Consider the following 20,302-nt stretch of genomic DNA (forward strand, 5'->3'; position numbering starts at 1 on the left):
GGTGACCGTGGGCGGTGCACGGCTTCTGGCACGTTTCCGGGAGTCGCCGCCGCGGCCGTACGCCTAGCGTTTGCCCGTGCCCGGCGGCGCCCGCCGGCACGGGAACCGGAAACGGGGAGGTACGACCATGAGTTACGACGGCGACCCCACGGCCCTGGGCGAGCACCTGCCGGAGCAGGATCTGCCCGGCCTCGACGAGCAGCAGGGCTTCGGGCCGGCGCTGGTCGACTCGGTGGTGACGCACTACGCCGACGGCTCCAGCCGGACGCTCGAGGACCTGGACGGCGACGGGTACGCGGACCTGGTCGGGCTCGACACCGATGGGGACGGCACGACCGACCTCAGTTACCAGGACACCGACTGGGACGGCCGGCTCGACTCGGTGACCCGGGACGCCGACCTGGACGGTGCGATGGACCAGGTGCTGGAGGACACCGACGGGGACGGCCGGATCGACACCGTCGCCGTGGACGGCGATCACGACGGGCTGGTCGACGGCGTCGTCGCCGACACCGACTTCGACGGTCGGGCGGACACCTGGCTGGCGGACACCGACTCCGACACGCGGCCGGACCAGATCCGCATCGATCTCGACTCCGACGGCCTGGCCGACCGGCTGGCCGTCGACACCGACCGCGACGGCACCGTCGACCAGGTCAGCTACCTCGACCGGGACACCAACCCGTACGTCAGCGGCTGACCCGACAGCTCCGGCCCGCATGGGCTCGGCGCGTACGGGGTAGTGCGGAAGGGTATTCGAGGCGTCAGTCGAGAGAAGGGCCACCACATGAGCGAGCCGCAGGAGACCGTGGACACCCGGGGTGACGAACGGATCGAACTGCTCCGGGCGGACGCCAACCAGGACGGCAAGACCGACGTCTGGGTGGTGGACACCGACGGCGACGGCAAGCCGGACCTGTTCCAGTTCGACACGAACGGCGACGGCCAGGTGGACATCACGATGGTCGACCGCGACGAGGACGGCAAGCCGGACGAGGTCGTGGACGGCGACGGCGGTTTTCCTCCGGCGACCGTCTGATCCCGGCGCACCGGTGACGTCCGCCACCCGCCGGACACCCCACCGTCGCCACCCGATCCGACGCCGTGGCGGCGGCTACCCTCCCGATCGGGCCGGGGAGCCGCCGCCACGGTCTTTACCTGCTGAAACGACCCGCCAGGAAGACGCCCGCACAACGGGTCGATCTCGATTCGGTCTGCGGCGGATCACAAAACCTCCGCGTCGACTTTTCCGCTCACAGGTGCGAACCTTTCGCCGCCCCCAGCCCCTCCTGCCATCAGGACGGTGATCGGCGCCGGCCGGGCAGCGGGGGGAGAGCGACGCGATGAGGCTGGTGGTTCGGCGTGCCCGGGGGGCCAAGGGCCTGCTCCTGGCGGCGACCGGGGCGACCCTGATCGCCGCCGCCCTGCTCACCGGCCTCGCCGGATACAGCCGGGAGATCGTCGACGCCGGCACCCGGAGCGCGGTCGCCGCCGCCGACCCGGACGAGCGGTCGGTCCTGGTCCGCGGCTCGGGCGGCGGGGACCGGGACGGGCTGGAGCAGCGGGACGAGGCGGTGCGGTCCCGGTTCGCCGACGGCTTCGGCGGGGTACCCGCCACCGTCACCGGCGCCGGATACGCCGCCGGCCGGCAGCTGTCCGGGCGTACCGGCGACGCGAGGCCGGACGACGACGGCGTGGTCTTCGCCTCGGTGGTCTTCCTCGCCGGGCTCGCCGAGCACGCCGACCTGACCTCGGGCGCGTGGCCCCGCCCCGGTGGCCGGCCGGTGCAGACCGCCCTCGCCGAGCCGGTCGCGAAGATCCTCGGGGCCCGGGTCGGGGACGAGATCCCGATCACCGACCGGGTCACCGGCCGGGTCACCGAGGTACGGGTGGTCGGCGTCTGGCAGCCCCGGGACGCGCGGGACGCGTACTGGCGGCTGGTCCCGGACGTGGCGGCGGGGGTCGCGCCGCAGTCCGCCACATACGGCCCGCTGGTGGTGGACCGGGCCGACTTCCTGACCGGTTTCGTCGGCAACGCCTCCGCCGCCTGGCTGGTCGAACCCGACCTGACCGGGACCACGATCACCGGCCTGTCCCGGCTGGGCGAGGCGGCCGTCGCCGCCGGCATCAGCGTGCCGGCGGAGACCGGTCTGGGCAGTTCCGGCCTGGCCACCACCCGCCTCGACCAGCTCGTCGACCGGCTCGAACGGGCCGACCTCGTCGGCCGCTCCGCGCTGGTCACCCCGATGCTGCTCGTCGTGGTGCTCGGCGGGTACGCGCTGCTGCTGGTGGCACTCCTGCTCACCGAGCAGCGACGCGGGGAGACGGCACTGCTGCGGGCCCGCGGCGCCGGTCGTGGGCAACTCGTGGGCCTGGCCGCCCGGGAGGCGCTGCTCGTCGTACTGCCCGCCGCGGTGGTCTCGCCGGTGCTCGCCGTCGAGCTGGTCCGGTTCGCCGACCGTACGCCGGTGCTGGCCGCCGCCGCGCTGCGGCTGGACCCCCGGCTCGACGCGCTGACCTGGCTGGTCGCCGGAATCGCCGCCGCCGGTTGCCTACTGGCGATGGTCGGTCCGGCGCTGCGGCGCGGCGACACGTACGTCGGCGAACTGGCCAACCGGTCCCGCCCCAGCCGGCGCACGGTCGCCCAGCGGGCCGGGGCCGACCTGGCCCTGGTCGCCGTGGCGGTGCTGGGCTGGCTGCAACTGCGGCAGTACTCCTCCCCGCTCGCCGGCGCCGGCGACCTGCGGATCGACCCGCTGCTGGCGGCGGCCCCGACGATGGGCGTACTGGCCGGCACCGTCCTCGCGCTGCGGGGGCTGCCGCCGATGGCCCGCCTCGTCGAGCGGTACGTCGACCGCCGGTCCTGGACCGCCACCATGCTCGGCATGTGGCAGGCCGGCCGCCGGCCGCACGCCGGCCCGGTGCTGCTGCTCGCCCTGGCGGTGGCGGTCAGCACCCTCGCCTGGTGCCTGGCCGCCACCTCGCAGCGGTCGGTGACCGACCAGGCCAACCACCAGGTCGGCGCTGACCTGCGGCTGGTCGAGTCCATCGGGGTGGCGCCGCCCGACCGGGCCGGGCAGCTCGCCGGGTTGCCCGGGGTGGCGCGGGTACTGCCGGCCTGGCGGGAGAGCCTGCGGGTGGGCACCGAGGGCACGCCGGCCGCCATGCTCGCCCTGGACGCGGCCGCCGCCGGCCAGGTCGTCCGGATCCGCGACGACCTGGTCGACGACGTCGGCCCGGCCGCGCTCTTCGACGGCATGGCGGAATCCCGGATCACCGCCGCGGTGACCGAACTTCCGGCCGGCACCCGGCGCCTGACCGGTCTGGTCAGCACCGTCAGCGCCGACGGCCCCACCCGGTCTCCGGTGCGTACCGCCGCGGTTTTCGCCGAACCCGACGGCGGGCACCGCCGGATCGCCCTCGGCGCCAGCGAGAACGGGGAGCCACTGCGTTTCACCGTGGAGCTGCCCGCGGGCGCCGACCCGCCGCGGCTGGCCGGTTTCCTGGTGGACACCCTCGGACCGTCCGGGCACACCGTGCAGTGGCGGCTGTCCCAGCTGCGCGCGGAGCCCGGCGGCGGCGCCGGTACGGCGGTGCCGCTGGCCGAGGACGGGGCGTGGCGGGTCGTCACCCGCTCCGGGGCGGACCAGCCGGCGCAGCTGGGCGCCGGTGGGCTGACCGCCCGCTACCGGGCACCGGAGGGGTCGGGCAGGTGGCAGGGCTCCACCTCGGCACTGTCGTTCGGGGTGGCTCCCGCGCCCAGCGCCGGCCACGTGTCGGTGGTCGCCACCCGGGAGGCGCTGGCGGCGCTGCGGTTGCGGGTCGGCGAACGGACCACTCTGGTGATCGCGGGCGGCGTCGTCCCGGTGCGGATCACCGGATCCGTCGCGGCGGTACCCGGTGTGCCGGAGACCGCCGCGCTGCTGGTCGACCTGTCCTCGCTGAGCACCGACCTCTTCCACGAGCACGGCATCGTCGGGGCACCCCAGGAGTGGTGGCTGTCGAGCCGGTCCGACGGGGCCGGCGGCGCGGCCCGGGCAGCGGCCCGGCTCGACGGGCTGCGGGTCGTCGACCGGGACGCGGTCGCCGAGGGGTCGGTCGACGACCCGTACGGCGTCGGGGCCCGGGCCGCCTTCTTCGCGACCGCGCTCGGTGCGATCCTGCTCGCCGCGGTCGGCGTCACCGTGGACGTCCGGGCCACCGCCCGACGCCGGGTCACCGAGCTGGCCGTGCTGCACACCCTGGGCGCCGGGCCCCGGTTGCTGGCCCGGTCCCTCCTCGTGGAGCAGGGCTTCCTCGCCGGCATCGGGGTGCTCGTCGGCCTGGGGGTCGGGCTCGCGGTCGCGGCCGCGATGGCGCCGCTGGTCGTCCTCACCCCGTCGGCGGAGCGGCCGGTGCCGACGCCGCTGCTGGACGTCGCGTGGCTGTCCGTCGGCGGGACCGCCGTCCTGCTGCTGGCGCTCGCGCTCGGGTTGAGCGCCCTGACCGCCGCCACGATGCGGCAACGCCTGGCGGCCCAGCTGCGGATCGGCGAGGACCGGTGAACGCCGGGGGCAGGCGCGCGGGCCGGCGGGTCGGTGCGGTCGCGAACGAAAGGGTCGACCGATGAGCCTTCCGACGTGGTCGTCCGGTCCGGTGCGCCGGGTCCGGGTGTTCGCCGGTTACCTGGGTCTGCTGGCTGTGCTCGGCCTGGTCGCCGCGCTGCTGGCCACCGGCGCGCCACGGCTGGCCAACGAGTACGCCGACGACGGGCTGGGCCGCGACGTCGGCTCGCTGCCGCACCAGGTGCGCGACCTGACGTACACGGTTTCTCCGGGCGAGGGCGGCAGCATCGACACCGGTAGGGCCGCCGCGAAGCTCGACCCGTACCGGGAGAGGCTGCCGGGGCCGCTGCCCGGGCTGGTCGGGCAGCGGTGGTTCGCCGCCCGGGTCGGCCCGGACCGGGTCGGGGTGACGGGGGACGCGGCACCGTTCAACGGTTCGTGCCGGCCCGAGCTGCCACTGCGCTACCAGAGCGGCGCCGAGCGGGAGGTCACCATGGTGGCCGGGCGCTGGCCCGCGTCCACGGACACGGTCGAGGCGGCCGTGTCCCGGGAGGCGGCCGACGCGGTCGGGTTGCGGGTGGGCAGCGCGTTCACCCTGCTCAGCAGGGGCGGGTTCGGGGACAGCGTCCCGGTCCGGATCGTCGGCATCTACCAGCCGTTCGACCCGGCCGCACCGAGCTGGGACGACGTGGCGCTCGCGGACGTGGCCTGCCCGAACCCGGACGACGGCCTCACCCACCGGGCGGCACTGCTGACCGACGTGCCGGGGCTGAACCGCGCGGCCCAGCGGGTCGGGGTGCTGACCTACGAGTGGCGCTACCGCATCGCCGAGGATCGGCTGACGACGGCGGACATCCCCCCGGTGCTGACCGCGGTGGCGACGACCCGGCGTACCCCGCCGGAGCGGGGCCTGATCCTGACCACCGGGCTCGACACCGCGCTGGCCACCTTCGACGGGCAACTCCGGGCGGTACGGGCACTCCTCGGCGTGGTGCAGGCCGGCATGCTCGCCACCCTGCTCGGGTTGGTCGCCCTCGCCGCCCGGCTCGCGGTGGAGCGCCGCCGGGAGGAGTTCACCCTGCTCCGGGCCCGGGGCGCCACGACCGTCGAGATCGGTGCCCGGACGCTGCGGGAGACCGCGCTCGTCCTGCCGGCCGCCGTGGCCGCCGGTTGGCTGCTCGGTACGCTGCCGCCCGGCCGGCCGTCCGGGGTGGAGGTGCCGCTGGTGGCGGCGCTCGTCATGCTCACCACCCTGGCCGTACCGGTGCTGGCGATGGGCGGCCAGCGCCGGGCGAGCGTGGTGACCCGACGCCGGGACCTGGTCCGGTACCGCCCGTCGGCGAAGCGGCTCACCGCCGAACTGCTGGTGCTGCTGCTCACCGTGCTCGGGGTGCTGCTGCTGCGGCGGCGTGGGCTGAGCCAGGACAGCGGCGTCGACCCGTACCTGGTGTCGGTGCCGGTGCTCTGCGCCGTGGCCGCCGCGCTGGTGGCGTTGCGGCTGGTCCCGTGGCCGCTGCGCCTGCTGGGCCGGCTCACCGCCCGGGCGCGGGCCGCCGTGCCGTTCATCGGGCTGGCCCGGGCCGGCCGCGGCGCGCCGCTCGGCACCGGTCCGCTGGCGGTGCTGGTCGTCGCGATCGCCACCGGGGTCTTCACCAGCGTGGTGACCAGCACGATCGACGGGGCCCGGGACCGGGCCAGCGACCAGGAGATCCCGGCCGACGCCCGGGTGACCGGCTCCTACACCCAGCCCGGGACCGCGGATCGGCTCGGCGCGCTGCCCGGGGTGGACGCGGTCAGCCCGCTGGCGGTCGAGTCGGGCCAGCCGCTGCGCTCGCGTACCCCGAACGGGGTGGGCGGACGCGACCTCGGGCAGACCCAGGTGCTGGTGATGGACGGACCCTCCCTGGCCCGGGTGCTCGCGGCGAGCGGGATGGACGTGGACCTTCCGGCCGAGCTGACCCGGCCGGGCCGGATCGACGGGCCGGTGCCGGCGGTCGTCTCGGCGGAGGTGGCCGCGGACGTCGGCGCGGAGGCCGTCACCGAGGTGCAGGGCCGCCGGTACGAGTTCCGGGTGGGTGCGGTGGTGGACCGGTTCCCCGGGTTGCGGGTGGAGGCCCGCCGGTTCGTCGTACTGCCCTGGCAGGCCCTGCCGGTGCCGGATTTCCAGCCGATCGCCCCGAACCAGTTCCTGGTGGCCGGCGACGGCTTCTCCACCGCCGCGCTGGGCGAGGCGGCCGACGCGGGGGCCCGGCAGTTCCTGGCCCGGGTGCTCGGCAAGCCGGCCGAGGCGGTCCGGCCGACGGTCCCGGCCACCGTCACCACCTGGCAGGCGCACCGGCGGGCCCTGGAGCGCAGTGGCGTGAACCGGCTGCTCAGCTTCACCTTCGGCACCGGGGTGGTCGGGGCCACCGCGCTGGCGCTGATCGCGGTCGCCTTCGCGGTGCTCGCGGAGGCGCCGGGACGGGGCCGGATGCTCTCCCGGTTGCGCACCATGGGGCTCTCCGCGCGGCAGGGCCGCGGGCTGCTCCTCTACGAACTGGTGCCGCTGGTCGGCGTCGCGGTGCTGGCCGGCGGCCTGGTCGGGGCGGGCCTGCCCCGGCTGCTCGGCCCGGCGCTCGGGCTCTCCGGTTTCACCGCCGGTCTACCCGCGCCGGTCCGCCTCGATCCGCTGCTGGTGGCCGGCGTCCTGCTGCTGGTGCTGGTGGCCCTGGGCGCCGCCCTCGCGGTCGAGAATCTGGTCAACCGGCGGATGCGCCTCGGCGAGGTGCTCCGTCTCGGAGAGGAGAACTGATGGCGGATACCACGACCGTCGCCCCGATGCCCGATCTCGCCGCCCTACAGCGGCAGGCCGCGCAGCGGGCGGCGGACCGGGCCGGGGGTGCGGACCGGCTGCGCGGGCACATCGTCTGCGACGGCCTGGTCCGGATCTTCAAGACCGAGGGCGTGGAGGTGGTCGCCCTCCAGGGGCTCGATCTGGTGATCGACCGTGGTGAGCTGGTCGCCATCGTCGGCGCGTCCGGGTCGGGCAAGTCCACCGTGCTCAACATCCTGTCCGGTCTGGACGTGCCGACGGCCGGGATCGTCCGGGTGGGCGACTTCGACCTGTTGTCCATGTCGCCGAAGCGCCGGTTGCACTACCGCCGGCACACCGTCGGCTTCGTCTGGCAGCAGACCGCCCGCAACCTGCTGCCGTACCTGACCGCGCGGGAGAACGTGGAGCTGCCGATGCGGCTGGCCCGGGGCCCGCGCGGCCGGGCGGCCCGGCGGCGGGCGACCGAGCTGCTGGACCTGGTCGGGGTCGGCTACTGCGCCGACCGCCGCCCGGACCAGATGAGCGGGGGCGAGCAGCAGCGCTGCGCGGTGGCGGTCGCGGTCGCCAACGACCCGGAGGTGCTCTTCGCCGACGAGCCGACCGGCGAACTGGACGAGGCGACCGCCGCCGAGGTGTTCGACGCGCTGCGGACCATCAACGCCGAGCTGGGCGTGACGGTCGTGGTGGTCACCCACGACCATGCGGTGGCCGGGCAGGTCCGCCGGACGGTCGCGATCCGCGACGGCCGGACCGCCTCCGAGGTACGCCGCTCGACGAGGTTGGGCGCCGACGGCGTCGAGGAGCTGGTCACCGAGGAGTACGCGCTGCTGGACCGCTCCGGTCGGATGCAGCTGCCGGCCGCCTTCGTGGACGCGCTGGCCCTGCGGGACCGGGTACGGCTGAACCTGGAGCCCGACCACGTCGAGGTCCGGCCGGGCGACACGGGCGAGGGGGGAGGCGCATGACGGTCCAGGATGGCGGGGCGGCCGGGGAGCTGGTCCGGGTCGAGGGCGTGGGGCGGGACTACCGCGGCGGCGGCCAGGTGGTGCACGCGCTGCGGGAGGTCTCCTTCGGTGCCGGCCGGGGCGAGCTGGTGGCGATCCGGGGCCGCTCCGGAGCGGGCAAGACCACGCTGCTCAACCTGATCGGCGGGCTCGACCGGCCCACCGCCGGGCGGATCCACGTGGCGGGGCGGGAGGTCACCGCCGCCGGTAGCCGGGAGCTGCTGGAACTGCGCCGCTCCACGATCGGTTTCGTGTTCCAGTCCTTCGGGCTGATCCCGATCCTGTCGGCGGCGGAGAACGTGGGCGTGCCGCTGCGGCTGGCGAAGCGGCCACGGGCCGAACGGGAGCAGCGGGTGACGATGCTGCTGGAGCTGGTGGGGTTGGGCGCGCACGCCGCGCAGCGGCCGTACGAGCTGTCGGGCGGGCAGCAGCAGCGGGTGGCGCTGGCCCGGGCGCTGGCGAACGATCCACCGCTGCTCATCGCCGACGAACCGACCGGTCAGCTCGACTCGGAGACCGGGCGGGGGATCATGGATCTGCTCCGTGCCCTGGTGCACTCCCGGGGGATGACGGCGCTGGTGGCGACGCACGATCCGGCCCTGATCGGCCTGGCCGACCGGGTGCTGGTCCTGCGCGACGGGCGGCTGGTGGAGGGCGCCGAGGCGGCCGCGACGGGCGCGGTCGCCGGCTGACCGGCCACCGGAGACGGTTCAGGGGTGGAGCCCGTACGGATCACCGTACGGACTCCACCCCTGAATCGAATGCTCGATCGGCGCGAGCCGGCCGTCAGTCTCCCTGACGCTGCTGGGGTATCTGGCCCTGCAGCAGGGCGCGTACCTCCGACTCGCGATACCGGCGGTGGCCGCCCAGCGTTCGAATTGCACTGAGCTTGCCCGCCTTCGCCCACCGGGTCACGGTCTTCGGGTCGACACGGAACATCGACGCGACCTCTGCCGGTGTGAGTAGCGGCTCAGGTTCATGCGTACGCGATGCCATCGGTCACTCCTCCACAGGTGCCTATAGACATCGGCCGGGGTCCCGCCGGCCGACGCGTCTCCCATGGTCCGGCTAGTCCCCGATGTCCGACATGGGCCGAACGGCCGAACGTCCTTGGATGGACGGATGAACAATGACCGATATATGGCTCTTTTTTATGGCAGAACCCGGCTTAATCGGACGTCCGATTGCCCCGGTAACGCCAATATTACGAGACGCCCTCGGCTGTGCGCGCTCCCACACGCCCCTGACCGGCATCGTTCACTAATTGCACCGCTCCAGTAACTGGACCGCCCGCCAGCGCGCGACGAGCTTCTCGTACGCCTCGGTGGCCGTCTCCGCGTCGCCCTGGGACAGCCCGGCGAGACCCGCCGCGACCAACGCCGGAGAGTCGTCCTCGGCGAGCGCGTCGTCCGGCAACAGGTGCACCAGGCCGCCGTAGTCGAGTTCCACCACCGAGCGCGGATGGAACTCCTCCAGCCACCGGGCGCCCTCCTCGACGGCCTCGGTGATCGGCGCGTCCCCGACCGACTTGCGCAGGACCGACAGCCCGCGCGAGGCCCGCCGCCGCGCCTTGGAGATCTCGGTGCGGTAGCGCAGCACCCGGCGTTCCGGCCGGATGGTGAGCTCCCGCTCCTCCGGGTCCACGAAGACGAACCACCGCAGCGGCACGCCCCAGGTCGCGATCTGCTCGTGCAGCCGGGGCACGCCGTGCTCCAGCACCCGGGCGCCGCTGCGCCAGTCCTCCACCACGGCCTTCGCCTGTCCGGCGAGGACCGGCGGCACGAACGCGTCGGCGAGGACCGGCGGTACGCCGTCGCGGGCGTTCAGCGCCGCCTCGGCCACCCGTACCCGCAGGTTCCACGGGCAGACCAGCAGCGTGTCGTCCGTCTCCAGGACGTACGCCTCCTCGGGCAGGTCGGGCAACCTCGTCCAGCCCGCGCCCAGCGCCTCGATCACCGCCGAACGCTGCCGCCCGGGTCCTTCGAGCGGGGCGACCGCTCTGCCCTCCTTGACGTACCGGCGCCAGAAAATCTGCCGGTCCCGGTCGAAGGCGGTCAACGGCTCGTACACCCGCAGGTAGGAAGCGAAGAGCGACGGCACGGCGCGATCCTCCCACGAAAGGCGGTCCCGACGCCTTCAGCATCACCGATCGGGTCCAGCGGGCGCGCAACGGCGCACGGGTCGCGCGACGATCTCCGGAGGCGCGGGCGGGTGACCGGCGACGATCGCCACTAGGCTCGGGAGCACCGGCACCATCCCCCGCCGGTACACCGGGAGGACCGCCTCCCACCGCATCCCACGAGGATGTCCATCGTCACAGGAGCGATCATGGGCGTATTCGTCAGCACCGACGGTCAGGAATCCGACGGCCACGAGCAGGTCGTGTTCTGCCAGGACAAGCAGTCCGGCCTGAGAGCCATCATCGCCATCTACTCGACCGCGCTCGGCCCCGCCCTCGGCGGCACCCGCTTCCATCCGTACGCCTCGGAGGCCGACGCCCTGCGCGACGTGCTGGACCTGTCCCGCGGCATGGCCTACAAGAACGCCCTCGCCGGCCTCGACCACGGCGGCGGCAAGGCGGTCATCTGGGGTGACCCGGAGCGGGACCGGTCCGAGCCCCTGCTGCGCGCGTACGGCCGCTTCGTCGAGTCGCTGCACGGCCGCTACTACACCGCCTGCGACGTCGGCACCTACGTCTCCGACATGGACGTGATCGCCCGGGAGACCCGCTACGTGACCGGCCGCAGCGTCGAGCACGGCGGCGCCGGCGACTCCTCCGTGCTCACCGCCTGGGGCGTCTTCCAGGGCATGCGGGCCGCCGCCGAGCACCTCTGGGGCGCCCCGACGCTCGCCGGCCGCCGGGTGGGGGTGGCCGGCCTCGGCAAGGTCGGCAAGCACCTGACCGCGCACCTGATCGAGGACGGTGCCTCGGTGGTGGCGACCGACGTCTCCGAGAAGGCCCTCGCCTGGGCCCGGCAGACCTACCCCCAGGTCGACCTGGTCGCCGACGCCGAGGCGCTGGTCCGCGCCGACATCGACGTGTACGCCCCGTGCGCGCTCGGCGGCGCCCTCGACGACGACACGGTGCCGGTCCTGCGGGCCAGGGCCGTGGTCGGAGCCGCCAACAACCAGCTCGCCCACCCCGGCATCGAGAAGCTGCTCGCCGACCGTGGGGTGCTCTACGCGCCCGACTACGTGGTGAACGCCGGCGGGGTGATCCAGGTCGCCGACGAGATCCACGGCTTCAACTTCGACCGGGCCCGCCTGCGGGCGACCCGGATCTACGACACCACCCGGGAGATCCTGCGGCTGGCCGACGCCGAGGGCGTACCGCCGGCGGTGGCCGCCGACCGGCTCGCCGAGCGGCGGATCGCCGAGGTGAGCCGGCTCCGCACGATCCACCTGCCCTGAGGGGTAAGGAAGGGGCCCTTGTTATCGCTTTTTGTATAGGAAGGGCCCCTTCCTAACACCCTGAGCCCGGAGACGTCACGAGCGGCCTGAGACGCGCTCCTTACCGGGTAAGATGGACGACCGCCCCCGACGCCCGCGCGACGCGCGGCACGGACGGTGGTAACCCGAGGTGCCGAACGTGGGCATCCCCATGTACCGTAAGAGCCACGAGAGATGCCTGACGTCATCGGGGCCCGCCTTCGGGCTGCCCCGAATTCTGTGCGAGGGGGTCGAGCCATGGGGCGCGGCCGTGCTAAGGCCAAGCAAGCAAAGGTGGCCCGGGAGTTGAAGTACCACTCCCCGAACACCGACCTCGCCGCCTTGCAGCGAGAACTCGGCGGCAGCCGCAAGTCGGATCACGACTTCGACGACGACTACAAAGAGTACGTCGACGACGATGACGAGGATCATGACGCGGACGACGGCCCGGGTAACTGGGCACCGTCCAGCGGTTGATCTCTGGTCACATCTGAGCACGCGGTAACGCCGCGTGCTCATGCGTGTCCGAGTCGCTGCGGTCGTACCGGCGCCGGTGTAAGGACCTGCTGCGGTCGAACCAGTCTCCGATCGCCGGCAGGTCCGTACGGCGAGCGATCGGAGCTACCCGCCAACCCTCATCGGGGACGATTGTTCCAGTTGTAGAAGGTCGGGATGTTCTCGAAGTGGTTCCAGGCGCAGACGGCGGACGCACCGTCACCCGCACCGGGCACCTCGGCCCGGCGCAGGCGCGCCTCCGCCGCCTCCTGGAGCAGCGGGGCCAGGCCGGCCCGGGCACCACGGACCCGCGCGGCCACCGGGTCACGCGAATCCTCTCCGACGCTCTCAGGCTGGGGACGGCGCCTGGTCTCGGGCATGGTCCAACACTCCCTCTAGTAGCCGGATCTTGCTGTTACGGCAGTGGTTGGTTTCCGTGCCGTCGAACCGTCCGTGCTCGAAGTAGCGGTTGGCGGCGTGCCCGCCACCGCAGAACCCGAAGTACGGGCAGCGCGCGCGGCAGGACTCGACGCCCGCCAGGAACTCGGCCACCCAGGGCGTACGCGCGGCGGCCCGCAGGATGTCCGGTAGCGGCGTCTCCAGCACGTTTCCACTGGTGAAGTCCCCATAGCCCGGATCGGAGAAGCCGGCGAGCTCCGGCGAGAGCAGGACCACCGAACCGTCGTACCCGACGGTCGGGATGGGGTCGAGCTGGCGCGGCAGCAGATCGTCCTCGGCACCGTCGAGCACGGCGGAGGCGTACCGCAGGGACCACTCGATCTCCCGCAGGTGGATGCGGGGGTCCCGCCGCCAGGCAGCGACCAGCTCGGCCCAGAAGCCGCGGACCGCCCCGGCGGGATGCTCGTTGAGGCGGGTGTTGACCCCCTCCATCTCCTCGATATTGATGCCCAGGACGTCGCAGCCGAGGTCGAGGAAGTATTCGTAGAGTTCGGTGGCGAGCCCCGGGGTGGGCTCGCTCACCACGCAGAGCGCCGAGAACGGGATGTCGTTGCGGCGCAGCGCCGCCACCCCGGCCATGATCCGGTCGTACGAGGGACGTCCGCCCCGGGTCACCCGCTCACCGTTGCGTTCCCGGGGACCGTCGACGCTGACGCTGACCCGGATCCCGTGCACGGCGAAGAACTCACACCAGGCATTGTCGATCAAGGTCGCGTTGGTCTGCACGTGGTGCTCGACGGCGGCGTCGAACGGCGCCAACAACGCGCCCAGGTGTTCCCGGCCGGCGGCCAGCGGCTCACCGCCGTGCCACACCACCGAGAAGCGCCCCCCGGCGGCCCACTGGTTCACCGGACCGGCCACGGCCGCCGCCACCGGGACCGGCATCCGCCGGTCCGCCGAGCGCATCGGCAGGTAGCAGTAGGCGCAGTCGAGGTTGCACAGGGTCGTCGGCTGCATCACCACGTAGCCGGGAACCGCGCCGATCCCCCGCATCCCCGAACGTTCCTGCCGCAGGGCAGCCATCGGCCCCTCCTCCCCCGGCGTCTGAGGTGCCCCTCAGGCTAGGTGCCGGTGGCCACTCGGAGAAGGCCTGACCTGGTATGCCGAGGATCACGCGAAACAACCGCGTATGCGGGTTTTGGCGTTTCGACCTCAGCCCCGGGTGTGCTGGCCGATCATGTGCACCTCGCCCGTGCCCTCGATGATCTCGCCGGCCTGCCAGGCGTCGACGCCGCGCCCGGCCAGCGTCGCGAGCGCGCGGTCGGCGTCCTCGGCGGAGACGATGGCGAACATCCCCACGCCCATGTTGAACGTGGCCTCCATCTCGTGGTCCTCGATGCGCCCCTTGGACTGCACCAGGTCGAAGACGGGCTGCGGCTTCCAGGTCGCCCGGTTGACCACCGCGTCGACGTTCTCGGGCAGCACCCGCACCAGGTTGCCGGGGATGCCGCCGCCGGTCACGTGCGCCAGCGCCCGCACCTCGGCCTCGGCGATCAGCTTCAGGCAGTCCTGCGCGTAGATCTTCGTCGGGGTCAGCAGCTCCTCGCCCAGCGTGCGCTGCCGGCCCAGGTCGTCGATCACGGTGTCCAGCCGCATCCGGCCGGCACCGAGCAGCACGTGCCGGACCAGGGAGTAGCCGTTGGAGTGCAGCCCGGACGAGCCCATGGCGATGACCACGTCGCCGATCTCGACCCGCTCCGGACGGAGGATCTCGCTCTCCTCCACCACCCCGACGCCGGTCGCCGATACGTCGTACTCGTCGGGGCGCAGCACGCCCGGGTGCTCGGCCGTCTCGCCGCCGAGCAGCGCGCAGCCGGCGTACCGGCAGCCGTCGGCGATGCCGGCGCCGATCTCGGCCACCTTGTCCGGGACGACCTCGCCGCAGGCGATGTAGTCCAGCAGGAACAGCGGCTCCGCGCCGCACGCCACCAGATCGTCGACGACCATCGCGACCAGGTCGATGCCGACGGTGTCGTGGATGTCCATCTGCTGCGCGATGACCAGCTTGGTGCCCACACCGTCGGTGGAGGAGGCCAGGATCGGGTTGCGGTACTTCTGCACGTCGAGCCGGAACAGCCCGGCGAACCCGCCGATGTCGCCCATCACCTCGGGACGCCGCGTGCCCTGCACCTTCGGCCGGAGCAACTCGACCGCACGCTCGCCCGCGTGGATGGAGACTCCGGCGTCCGCGTACGACGTGGTGCGTTTGCGGCCGGCCCGACCCACCCCGGCGGTCCAGGGCTGATGGGTGCCAGCCGGCCCGCCTCCTGCACCACTGCGCTCGGTCACGTGCGTCACGGTTCTCCCCTTAGTGGTTCTCGCGGCGGGCCGCGTCGGTCGCGGTCGAGGATCGCTCGACTTCGTGCTGGCCGGCCGGATGATCTCGGCCGGACCGGTCCTGTCGCCGGCCGCACTCCTGAGCCGCGCCCGGCGTGGTGCTACGAGAGCGACGGTTCCCCGCCGCTCGGGCTGCCGACCAGCGGCTGGCCGCCCGGAGCACGGGAGGCGGTCCCCGGCGCGCGGTCGCGCTCCGCCTCCTCGCCGGTACCGGCCGCCACCCGACGGTCAACTCCTTCGAGTACGTGCTTGCCGATCAGGTTCCCGGCGGGCAACTCGATCGGGTATTCGCCGTCGAAGCAGGCCCGGCACAACCGGGTCTTGGGCTGCTCGGTCGCCGCGATGAGGCCGGCGAGGGAGACGTACCCGAGGGAGTCGGCGCCGATCGAGCGCCGGATGCCCTCGTTGTCCAGCCCGTTGGCCAGCAGTTCCGCGCGGGTGGCGAAGTCGATGCCGTAGAAGCACGGCCAGTTGACCGGCGGCGAGGAGATGCGCACGTGCACCTCCAGCGCGCCGGCCTCGCGCAGCATCCGGACGATCGCCCGCTGGGTGTTGCCGCGCACGATGGAGTCGTCCACGACGACCACCCGCTTGCCCCGGACGTTCTCCCGGAGCGGGTTGAGCTTCAGCCGGATGCCGAGCTGGCGGAGCGTCTGCGACGGCTGGATGAAGGTGCGCCCGACGTACGGGTTCTTCATCAGGCCGGCGCCGTAGGTGATTCCGGACTGCTCCGCGTAGCCGATGGCGGCGGGGGTGCCGGATTCGGGTACCGGGATCACCAGGTCGGCCTCGACCGGGTGTTCCCGGGCGAGCTGCCGGCCGATGCCGACCCGGGCGGCGTAGACGTTGCGGCCGGCGATGGTGGTGTCCGGCCGGGCGATGTAGACGTACTCGAAGAGGCAGCCCTTCGGCTCCGGCGCGGCGAACCGGGCCGAGCGCAGGCCGTGCTCGTCGATGGCGATCAGCTCGCCCGGCTCGACCTCGCGGACGACGCTGGCGCCGACGATGTCCAGCGCGGACGTCTCGCTGGCCACCACCCAGCCGCGCTCCAGCCGGCCCAGCACCAGCGGACGTACGCCGTGCGGGTCGCGGGCGGCGTAGAGGGTGGTCTCGTCCATGAAGACGAAGCTGAACGCGCCCCGCAGCGTGGGCAGCACCTCCAGCGCGGCCGCCTCGACCGAGAGATCGGGGCGGCTGGCCAGCAGGGTGGTCACCAGGGCGGTGTCGGAGGTCGACCCGTCGGAGTCCATGCCGCGCTCGACGACGTGCCGGGCGAGCTCCGCGGTGTTGACCAGGTTGCCGTTGTGCGCCAGCGCGATCGTCGTGCCGGCGGTGTTGGCCCGGATCGTCGGCTGGGCGTTTTCCCAGGTCGAGCCCCCGGTGGTCGAGTAGCGGGCGTGGCCGATCGCCAGGTGCCCGCGCAGGCTCGCCAGCGTCGGCTCGTCGAAGACCTGGGCGACCAGCCCGAGATCCTTGTAGACGACCACGCCGGACCCGTCGCTGACGGCTATCCCGGCGGCCTCCTGGCCGCGATGCTGAAGTGCGTAGAGACCGAAGTACGTGAGCTTCGCCACCTCTTCGCCCGGCGCCCAGACGCCGAACACGCCGCACGCGTCCTGGGGGCCGGGTCGTTGGGGGTCGAGGTCATGGCTCAACCGGCCGTCGCCTCGGGGCACCTGCCGCTCCCTCTGCTGCTCTGCGCGGACTCGCATGTCGCCCGGCTGAATGCGGAAGTTCCGTCGCCTCAGAGTGTACGCGACCCGGATATGGCACAGAGAGCCACGATATCGCTCCGACAGGTGACCCTGGGTAGGCGGAGATCACGGGTAAACAGGGAGGAAAGGGGAGATATCAGCACGAATCCCGCTGGTACGCATCCGACCCTGCTCGACCGCCTCGTCCCAGGAGAGCCCGCCGGTGGCGAGTCGGACCCAGGTGAGCGGATCGGTCTCCACCACGTTCGGCGGGGTGCCCCTGGTGTGTCGTGGCCCGGCACAGCACTGGATCGCGCCGTATGGTGGCACCCGTACCTCCACGGACCGACCGGGTGCGCGCCTCGCCAACTCGGTCAGCAGGGCCCGGACCGCGTCACGGAGAGTGTCACGATCCGGTGTACGACCGGCGTCAAGCTCCGTGAGCAGCGCCGCGACGACCGAGGACTTACTGTGCGGAGAGGACACGTCGGGACGATACGACCCGGCTTCGCGGCATTTCCCGTCGGCCCTGGGTCGCGCTCATCCGGTCAGACAAGGCATAGTTGCCGACGGTGTACTCGTATGGGTTGATCCTCGACCGCCGATCTTACCGGCGGTGGCGGACCGGAAGGCGGTGGACGTGACGACACACCGACGAGCCTGGATCCCACGGGCCGGTGTGGTAGCAGCGCTGGCGACCAGCGCTCTATTTGCTCTTCCCGCCACACCAGCACTGGCCGACGAGCCGGACGTCTCGATCACCAGCGTCACCACGACTCTCTCCCCCGGGCAGAGCACGACGCTCCGCTTCTCCGTCAAGAACAACAACGGCCTGCTCGGCGGCGGAACGTCCTTCACGATCAACGTCGCCAGCAACTTCGGCGAGCTGCAGTGCCAGGGCCGGTGCAACTTCTCCGCGGAGATCGGCACCGGCGAGACGGGGTCGTTCAGCGCCACGCTCAAGGCCGGAAACGTCGCCGCCGGGCAGAACAAGTCCGGCGTGGTCCGGGTCAGCGCCCAGGTCGGCAACGACAGCGACACCGCCGAGCGGAACATCACCGTGCGTGGAGCCGAACCGCCGGAGGTGGAGACCGTCGCCGAGGTGTCGGGTCGGGTCACCGACGAGACCACCGGCGATCCGGTGCCCGGCGCCACGGTGCGGCTCAGCGACCGGGACAACCACACGTACAGCCTGGTCACGACCAGCAGCGGCAGCTTCAGGTTCAGCGGCTCGGAGAGCAATCGGATCACCCCCGGACCGCTCGAGATCCGCGCCAGCAAGGGCGGCGTGAACGACAGCGTCACCGTCAACGGCGCGGCCGGGCAGCGGGTCGCCAACCAGACGATCAAGCTGACCATCGCCGCCGCCAACGCGACACCGTCGGCCGAGCCGAGCGCGGAGGCGTCCGAGGACGCCCTGCCCGGTGAGGAGTCGGTGGAGCCCGGGGCCACCGACGAGGCGGCCCCCGGCGCCGCGACCGACGAGGCCGCGGACGAGGGCGGGATGGGCAACTGGCTGCTGATCCTCGCCGGTGGCCTGCTGGTCGCGCTCGGCGTCGGCGCCATCGTGCTGCTGGTCATGCGGCGCAAGGAGAACGACGAGGACGTCGACGGGGACGGCCCGCGCGGCGCCCCGATGGCCCCGGTCGGCGACGGCTACCGGGGCGGCGACGACGCGACCCGGATCGCCAACCCGGCCCTGTCCGGCGCGGACCCGACCATGGTCTCCCGGTCGTCGCTCGCGGACGCCCCGACGATGATGCACAACGCCCCGCTGGTCGACGAGTTCCCCGACCCGTACGGTGCACCGCTGCCCGCGCAGGGCTACGGCGGCGTCCCGCAGCAGGGTTGGGCCGGCGACGGCTACGGCGACGCCCCCGGTGCCGACGGGTACGGCAACGCCCCCGCCTCCGGTGCCGGCTACGGAAACGCCCCCGCCTCCGGTGCGGCCGGCTACGGCGCAGCGCCCGGCTCCGGTGCCGGTGTCTACGGCGCCGCCCCGGCCTCGGGCGCCGGTTACGGTGCCCCGGTCTCCGGTCCCGCCTACCACAACGGTGCGGCCGGCTACGGCGACCACTACGACGAGCCGACCGGGCGTTACACCGGCCAGGACGACGACTACGGCCCCGCCGCCGACCCGTACGACTCGGGCACGTACCAGCCCGCGGCCGGGGCGGAGCACGGCGGCTACGACCAGGACCAGCAGTACGGCCAGGAGAACGGCTACGACGCCGGGTACGCCGGTGGCCGTGGCTACGAGGGCCCGAGCGCCGGCGCCGGCTACGACCCGAACGCCGACGCATACGGTGCCGCCGCGGACGACGGCTACGGTGCGCACGGCGGCTACGGCCAGCAGGGCTACGGTGGCGAGCAGGGCTACGACCAGCCCGCCACCGGCGGCGGCTACGACCAGCCGAGCGCCGGCGGCGGCTACGAGCAGCGGCGCGGCTACGAGGCGGCCCAGGGCGGCTACGAGCAGGACGACCAGCGCGCCGAGGGCTACGACGACCGGGGCTACGACGCGCAGCAGCAGGGCGGCTACTACGACCAGGGCCAGGCCGGCGGCGGGCACAGCCGCTCGGGCGCGGCCCCGACCAGCCGCTCCGAGCGCCGGTCGCTGGACTGGCTGGACGACTGAGCCCGTAAGGGTTCCGCCCGGAACGAACGACGGGGCCGGCTCGCGTACGCGAGCCGGCCCCGCTGTCTGTCGCTCCGAGACCGGGTCAGCCCGGCGAGAAGACCCCGTTACGGAGCACGGGCACCACCGGGGACGCCCCGACCTGCACCGCCACCTCGACGTCGGCGGCGAAGCCCCGTACGGCCAGCTCCCGGCCGGAGACGCTGCCCCGGACGGCGGCGGGGACGTCCCGTACGCCGGCGAGGGCCGCCAGCGCCACCGCGGCCTCCACGGACAACCCGCCCGGGACCGTGGCGAGCGCGTCCAGCACGGCGGCGGCCCCGAGCTGGTCCTCCAGGCCCGGCCGGAGGCTGCCGTCCGGCCAGCGTTCCCCGGCGGCGATCACCCCGATCGGGGCGTCCACCGACCCGTACCCGGCAGCGGTGAGCCAGCGTCCGACGGCTGCGGCGTTCCGCAGACAGCCGGCGACCACCGGCAGTCCGGTGGCGCTGGCCGCCGCGCAGATGGCCGAGCCGTTCGGCGACGGGAGCACCAGCTCCGGTACGACGGGGGCGGAGCGCAGCGCCGCCGGGGAGAGCGACCAGGGATGTTCGGCGGTGACCGCCCGCCGGCCGACCGCGGCCACCGCACCGACCCGGCTCGCGTACTCGGCCGCCTGGGCGCCCCACGGGAACGGGTGGACCCGCATGCCCCGGCCCACGGCCACGTCGACGGAGGTGGTGAAGGAGAGTACGTCGACGACGACGAGTACCGCGCAGACCCGGCCCAGCTCGGCCGCACCGGCCAGTCCCCAGTCGAACCGCGCGCCGCTGCCCGGCTGGGCGTGGACCGACCCGGCCCCGGGCTCGACGTGTGTCGGGATGGGGACCGGGCCGGTGCCGGTCATGCCT

The 20,302-nt window shown here is 73.5% G+C and carries 17 protein-coding genes; 9 read left to right on the forward strand and 8 right to left on the reverse strand.

Annotated elements, in window-relative coordinates:
• Nucleotides 1-127 precede the first annotated feature (127 nt).
• The 6 genes from ACQEUR_RS05250 (at nucleotide 128) to ACQEUR_RS05275 (ending at nucleotide 9,052) form a co-directional block, all read left to right on the forward strand.
• Complete coding sequence (locus tag ACQEUR_RS05250) at nucleotides 128-700, forward strand: hypothetical protein (protein ID WP_433026184.1); 573 nt, start codon at nucleotides 128-130, stop codon at nucleotides 698-700.
• 87 nt (nucleotides 701-787) lie between these two features.
• Nucleotides 788-1,039, forward strand: a complete 252-nt coding sequence (locus tag ACQEUR_RS05255; RefSeq protein ID WP_433026187.1) for a hypothetical protein — start codon at nucleotides 788-790, stop codon at nucleotides 1,037-1,039.
• Nucleotides 1,040-1,343: 304 nt separating this feature from the next.
• A complete protein-coding gene (locus ACQEUR_RS05260; protein ID WP_433026190.1) occupies nucleotides 1,344-4,544 on the forward strand; it encodes an FtsX-like permease family protein in 3,201 nt (1,066 codons plus the stop codon).
• Between the two features lie 61 nt (nucleotides 4,545-4,605).
• Entirely contained in the window at nucleotides 4,606-7,335 is a 2,730-nt protein-coding gene (locus tag ACQEUR_RS05265; protein ID WP_433026193.1) for an FtsX-like permease family protein, read from the forward strand.
• Nucleotides 7,335-8,321, forward strand: a complete 987-nt coding sequence (locus tag ACQEUR_RS05270; protein ID WP_433026196.1) for an ABC transporter ATP-binding protein — start codon at nucleotides 7,335-7,337, stop codon at nucleotides 8,319-8,321. Before ACQEUR_RS05265 ends, ACQEUR_RS05270 begins: the two co-directional genes overlap by 1 nt.
• Complete coding sequence (locus ACQEUR_RS05275; RefSeq protein WP_433026198.1) at nucleotides 8,318-9,052, forward strand: ABC transporter ATP-binding protein; 735 nt, start codon at nucleotides 8,318-8,320, stop codon at nucleotides 9,050-9,052. Before ACQEUR_RS05270 ends, ACQEUR_RS05275 begins: the two co-directional genes overlap by 4 nt.
• 94 nt (nucleotides 9,053-9,146) lie before the next feature.
• Here the strand turns inward: ACQEUR_RS05275 and ACQEUR_RS05280 are convergent, their stop codons facing one another.
• A complete protein-coding gene (locus ACQEUR_RS05280; RefSeq protein WP_007073996.1) occupies nucleotides 9,147-9,356 on the reverse strand; it encodes a BldC family transcriptional regulator in 210 nt (69 codons plus the stop codon).
• Between the two features lie 264 nt (nucleotides 9,357-9,620).
• Nucleotides 9,621-10,460, reverse strand: coding sequence for a hypothetical protein (locus ACQEUR_RS05285; RefSeq protein ID WP_433026201.1), 840 nt, complete (start codon nucleotides 10,458-10,460; stop codon nucleotides 9,621-9,623).
• Between the two features lie 228 nt (nucleotides 10,461-10,688).
• Here ACQEUR_RS05285 and ACQEUR_RS05290 point away from each other — a divergent pair, with 228 nt between their 5' ends.
• Entirely contained in the window at nucleotides 10,689-11,771 is a 1,083-nt protein-coding gene (locus tag ACQEUR_RS05290; RefSeq protein WP_433026204.1) for a Glu/Leu/Phe/Val family dehydrogenase, read from the forward strand.
• 276 nt (nucleotides 11,772-12,047) lie between these two features.
• Nucleotides 12,048-12,266 carry a DUF3073 domain-containing protein gene (locus ACQEUR_RS05295; protein WP_433026207.1) on the forward strand — a complete coding sequence of 73 codons (219 nt, stop codon included), beginning with the start codon at nucleotides 12,048-12,050 and terminating at the stop codon, nucleotides 12,264-12,266.
• A 158-nt stretch (nucleotides 12,267-12,424) separates the two neighbouring features.
• On the opposite strand, the gene amcA is transcribed toward ACQEUR_RS05295, so the two are convergent.
• From amcA to ACQEUR_RS05320, 5 genes are all read right to left on the reverse strand, one after another.
• Nucleotides 12,425-12,664: a multiple cyclophane-containing RiPP AmcA gene (gene amcA / locus ACQEUR_RS05300; protein WP_433026210.1), complete on the reverse strand. Its 240-nt coding sequence runs from the start codon at nucleotides 12,662-12,664 to the stop codon at nucleotides 12,425-12,427.
• Nucleotides 12,633-13,736 (reverse strand): cyclophane-forming radical SAM peptide maturase AmcB, encoded by a 1,104-nt coding sequence (amcB, locus tag ACQEUR_RS05305; RefSeq protein ID WP_433027700.1) that lies wholly within the window; start codon nucleotides 13,734-13,736, stop codon nucleotides 12,633-12,635. The genes amcA and amcB overlap by 32 nt, the downstream gene beginning before the upstream one ends.
• A gap of 159 nt (nucleotides 13,737-13,895) precedes the next feature.
• Nucleotides 13,896-15,041, reverse strand: a complete 1,146-nt coding sequence (purM, locus tag ACQEUR_RS05310) for a phosphoribosylformylglycinamidine cyclo-ligase (RefSeq protein WP_433026213.1) — start codon at nucleotides 15,039-15,041, stop codon at nucleotides 13,896-13,898.
• A 140-nt stretch (nucleotides 15,042-15,181) separates the two neighbouring features.
• Nucleotides 15,182-16,756, reverse strand: coding sequence for an amidophosphoribosyltransferase (gene purF, locus ACQEUR_RS05315; protein ID WP_433026216.1), 1,575 nt, complete (start codon nucleotides 16,754-16,756; stop codon nucleotides 15,182-15,184).
• A 144-nt stretch (nucleotides 16,757-16,900) separates the two neighbouring features.
• Entirely contained in the window at nucleotides 16,901-17,260 is a 360-nt protein-coding gene (locus tag ACQEUR_RS05320) for a sterol carrier family protein (protein ID WP_433026219.1), read from the reverse strand.
• A 130-nt stretch (nucleotides 17,261-17,390) separates the two neighbouring features.
• Here ACQEUR_RS05320 and ACQEUR_RS05325 point away from each other — a divergent pair, with 130 nt between their 5' ends.
• Nucleotides 17,391-19,412 (forward strand): carboxypeptidase regulatory-like domain-containing protein, encoded by a 2,022-nt coding sequence (locus ACQEUR_RS05325; protein ID WP_433026222.1) that lies wholly within the window; start codon nucleotides 17,391-17,393, stop codon nucleotides 19,410-19,412.
• An 85-nt stretch (nucleotides 19,413-19,497) separates the two neighbouring features.
• Here the strand turns inward: ACQEUR_RS05325 and ACQEUR_RS05330 are convergent, their stop codons facing one another.
• Complete coding sequence (locus tag ACQEUR_RS05330; protein ID WP_433026225.1) at nucleotides 19,498-20,298, reverse strand: 2-phosphosulfolactate phosphatase; 801 nt, start codon at nucleotides 20,296-20,298, stop codon at nucleotides 19,498-19,500.
• Between the last annotated feature and the right edge of the window lie 4 nt (nucleotides 20,299-20,302).

Origin of the sequence: Plantactinospora sp. CA-290183 (assembly GCF_050936375.1) — a bacterium.
In the GTDB taxonomy this organism is placed as follows: Bacteria; Actinomycetota; Actinomycetes; order Mycobacteriales; family Micromonosporaceae; genus Plantactinospora.

Excerpts from the sequence above, each read along its gene's own strand:
- ACQEUR_RS05250 (WP_433026184.1), top strand. The coding sequence starts at position 128 with ATGAGTTACGACGGCGACCCCACGGCCCTGGGCGAGCACCTGCCGGAG.
- ACQEUR_RS05255 (WP_433026187.1), top strand. The coding sequence starts at position 788 with ATGAGCGAGCCGCAGGAGACCGTGGACACCCGGGGTGACGAACGGATC.
- ACQEUR_RS05260 (WP_433026190.1), top strand. The coding sequence starts at position 1,344 with ATGAGGCTGGTGGTTCGGCGTGCCCGGGGGGCCAAGGGCCTGCTCCTG.
- ACQEUR_RS05265 (WP_433026193.1), top strand. The coding sequence starts at position 4,606 with ATGAGCCTTCCGACGTGGTCGTCCGGTCCGGTGCGCCGGGTCCGGGTG.
- ACQEUR_RS05270 (WP_433026196.1), top strand. The coding sequence starts at position 7,335 with ATGGCGGATACCACGACCGTCGCCCCGATGCCCGATCTCGCCGCCCTA.
- ACQEUR_RS05275 (WP_433026198.1), top strand. The coding sequence starts at position 8,318 with ATGACGGTCCAGGATGGCGGGGCGGCCGGGGAGCTGGTCCGGGTCGAG.
- ACQEUR_RS05280 (WP_007073996.1), bottom strand. The coding sequence starts at position 9,356 with ATGGCATCGCGTACGCATGAACCTGAGCCGCTACTCACACCGGCAGAG.
- ACQEUR_RS05290 (WP_433026204.1), top strand. The coding sequence starts at position 10,689 with ATGGGCGTATTCGTCAGCACCGACGGTCAGGAATCCGACGGCCACGAG.
- ACQEUR_RS05295 (WP_433026207.1), top strand. The coding sequence starts at position 12,048 with ATGGGGCGCGGCCGTGCTAAGGCCAAGCAAGCAAAGGTGGCCCGGGAG.
- amcA (WP_433026210.1), bottom strand. The coding sequence starts at position 12,664 with ATGCCCGAGACCAGGCGCCGTCCCCAGCCTGAGAGCGTCGGAGAGGAT.
- amcB (WP_433027700.1), bottom strand. The coding sequence starts at position 13,736 with ATGCGGGGGATCGGCGCGGTTCCCGGCTACGTGGTGATGCAGCCGACG.
- ACQEUR_RS05330 (WP_433026225.1), bottom strand. The coding sequence starts at position 20,298 with ATGACCGGCACCGGCCCGGTCCCCATCCCGACACACGTCGAGCCCGGG.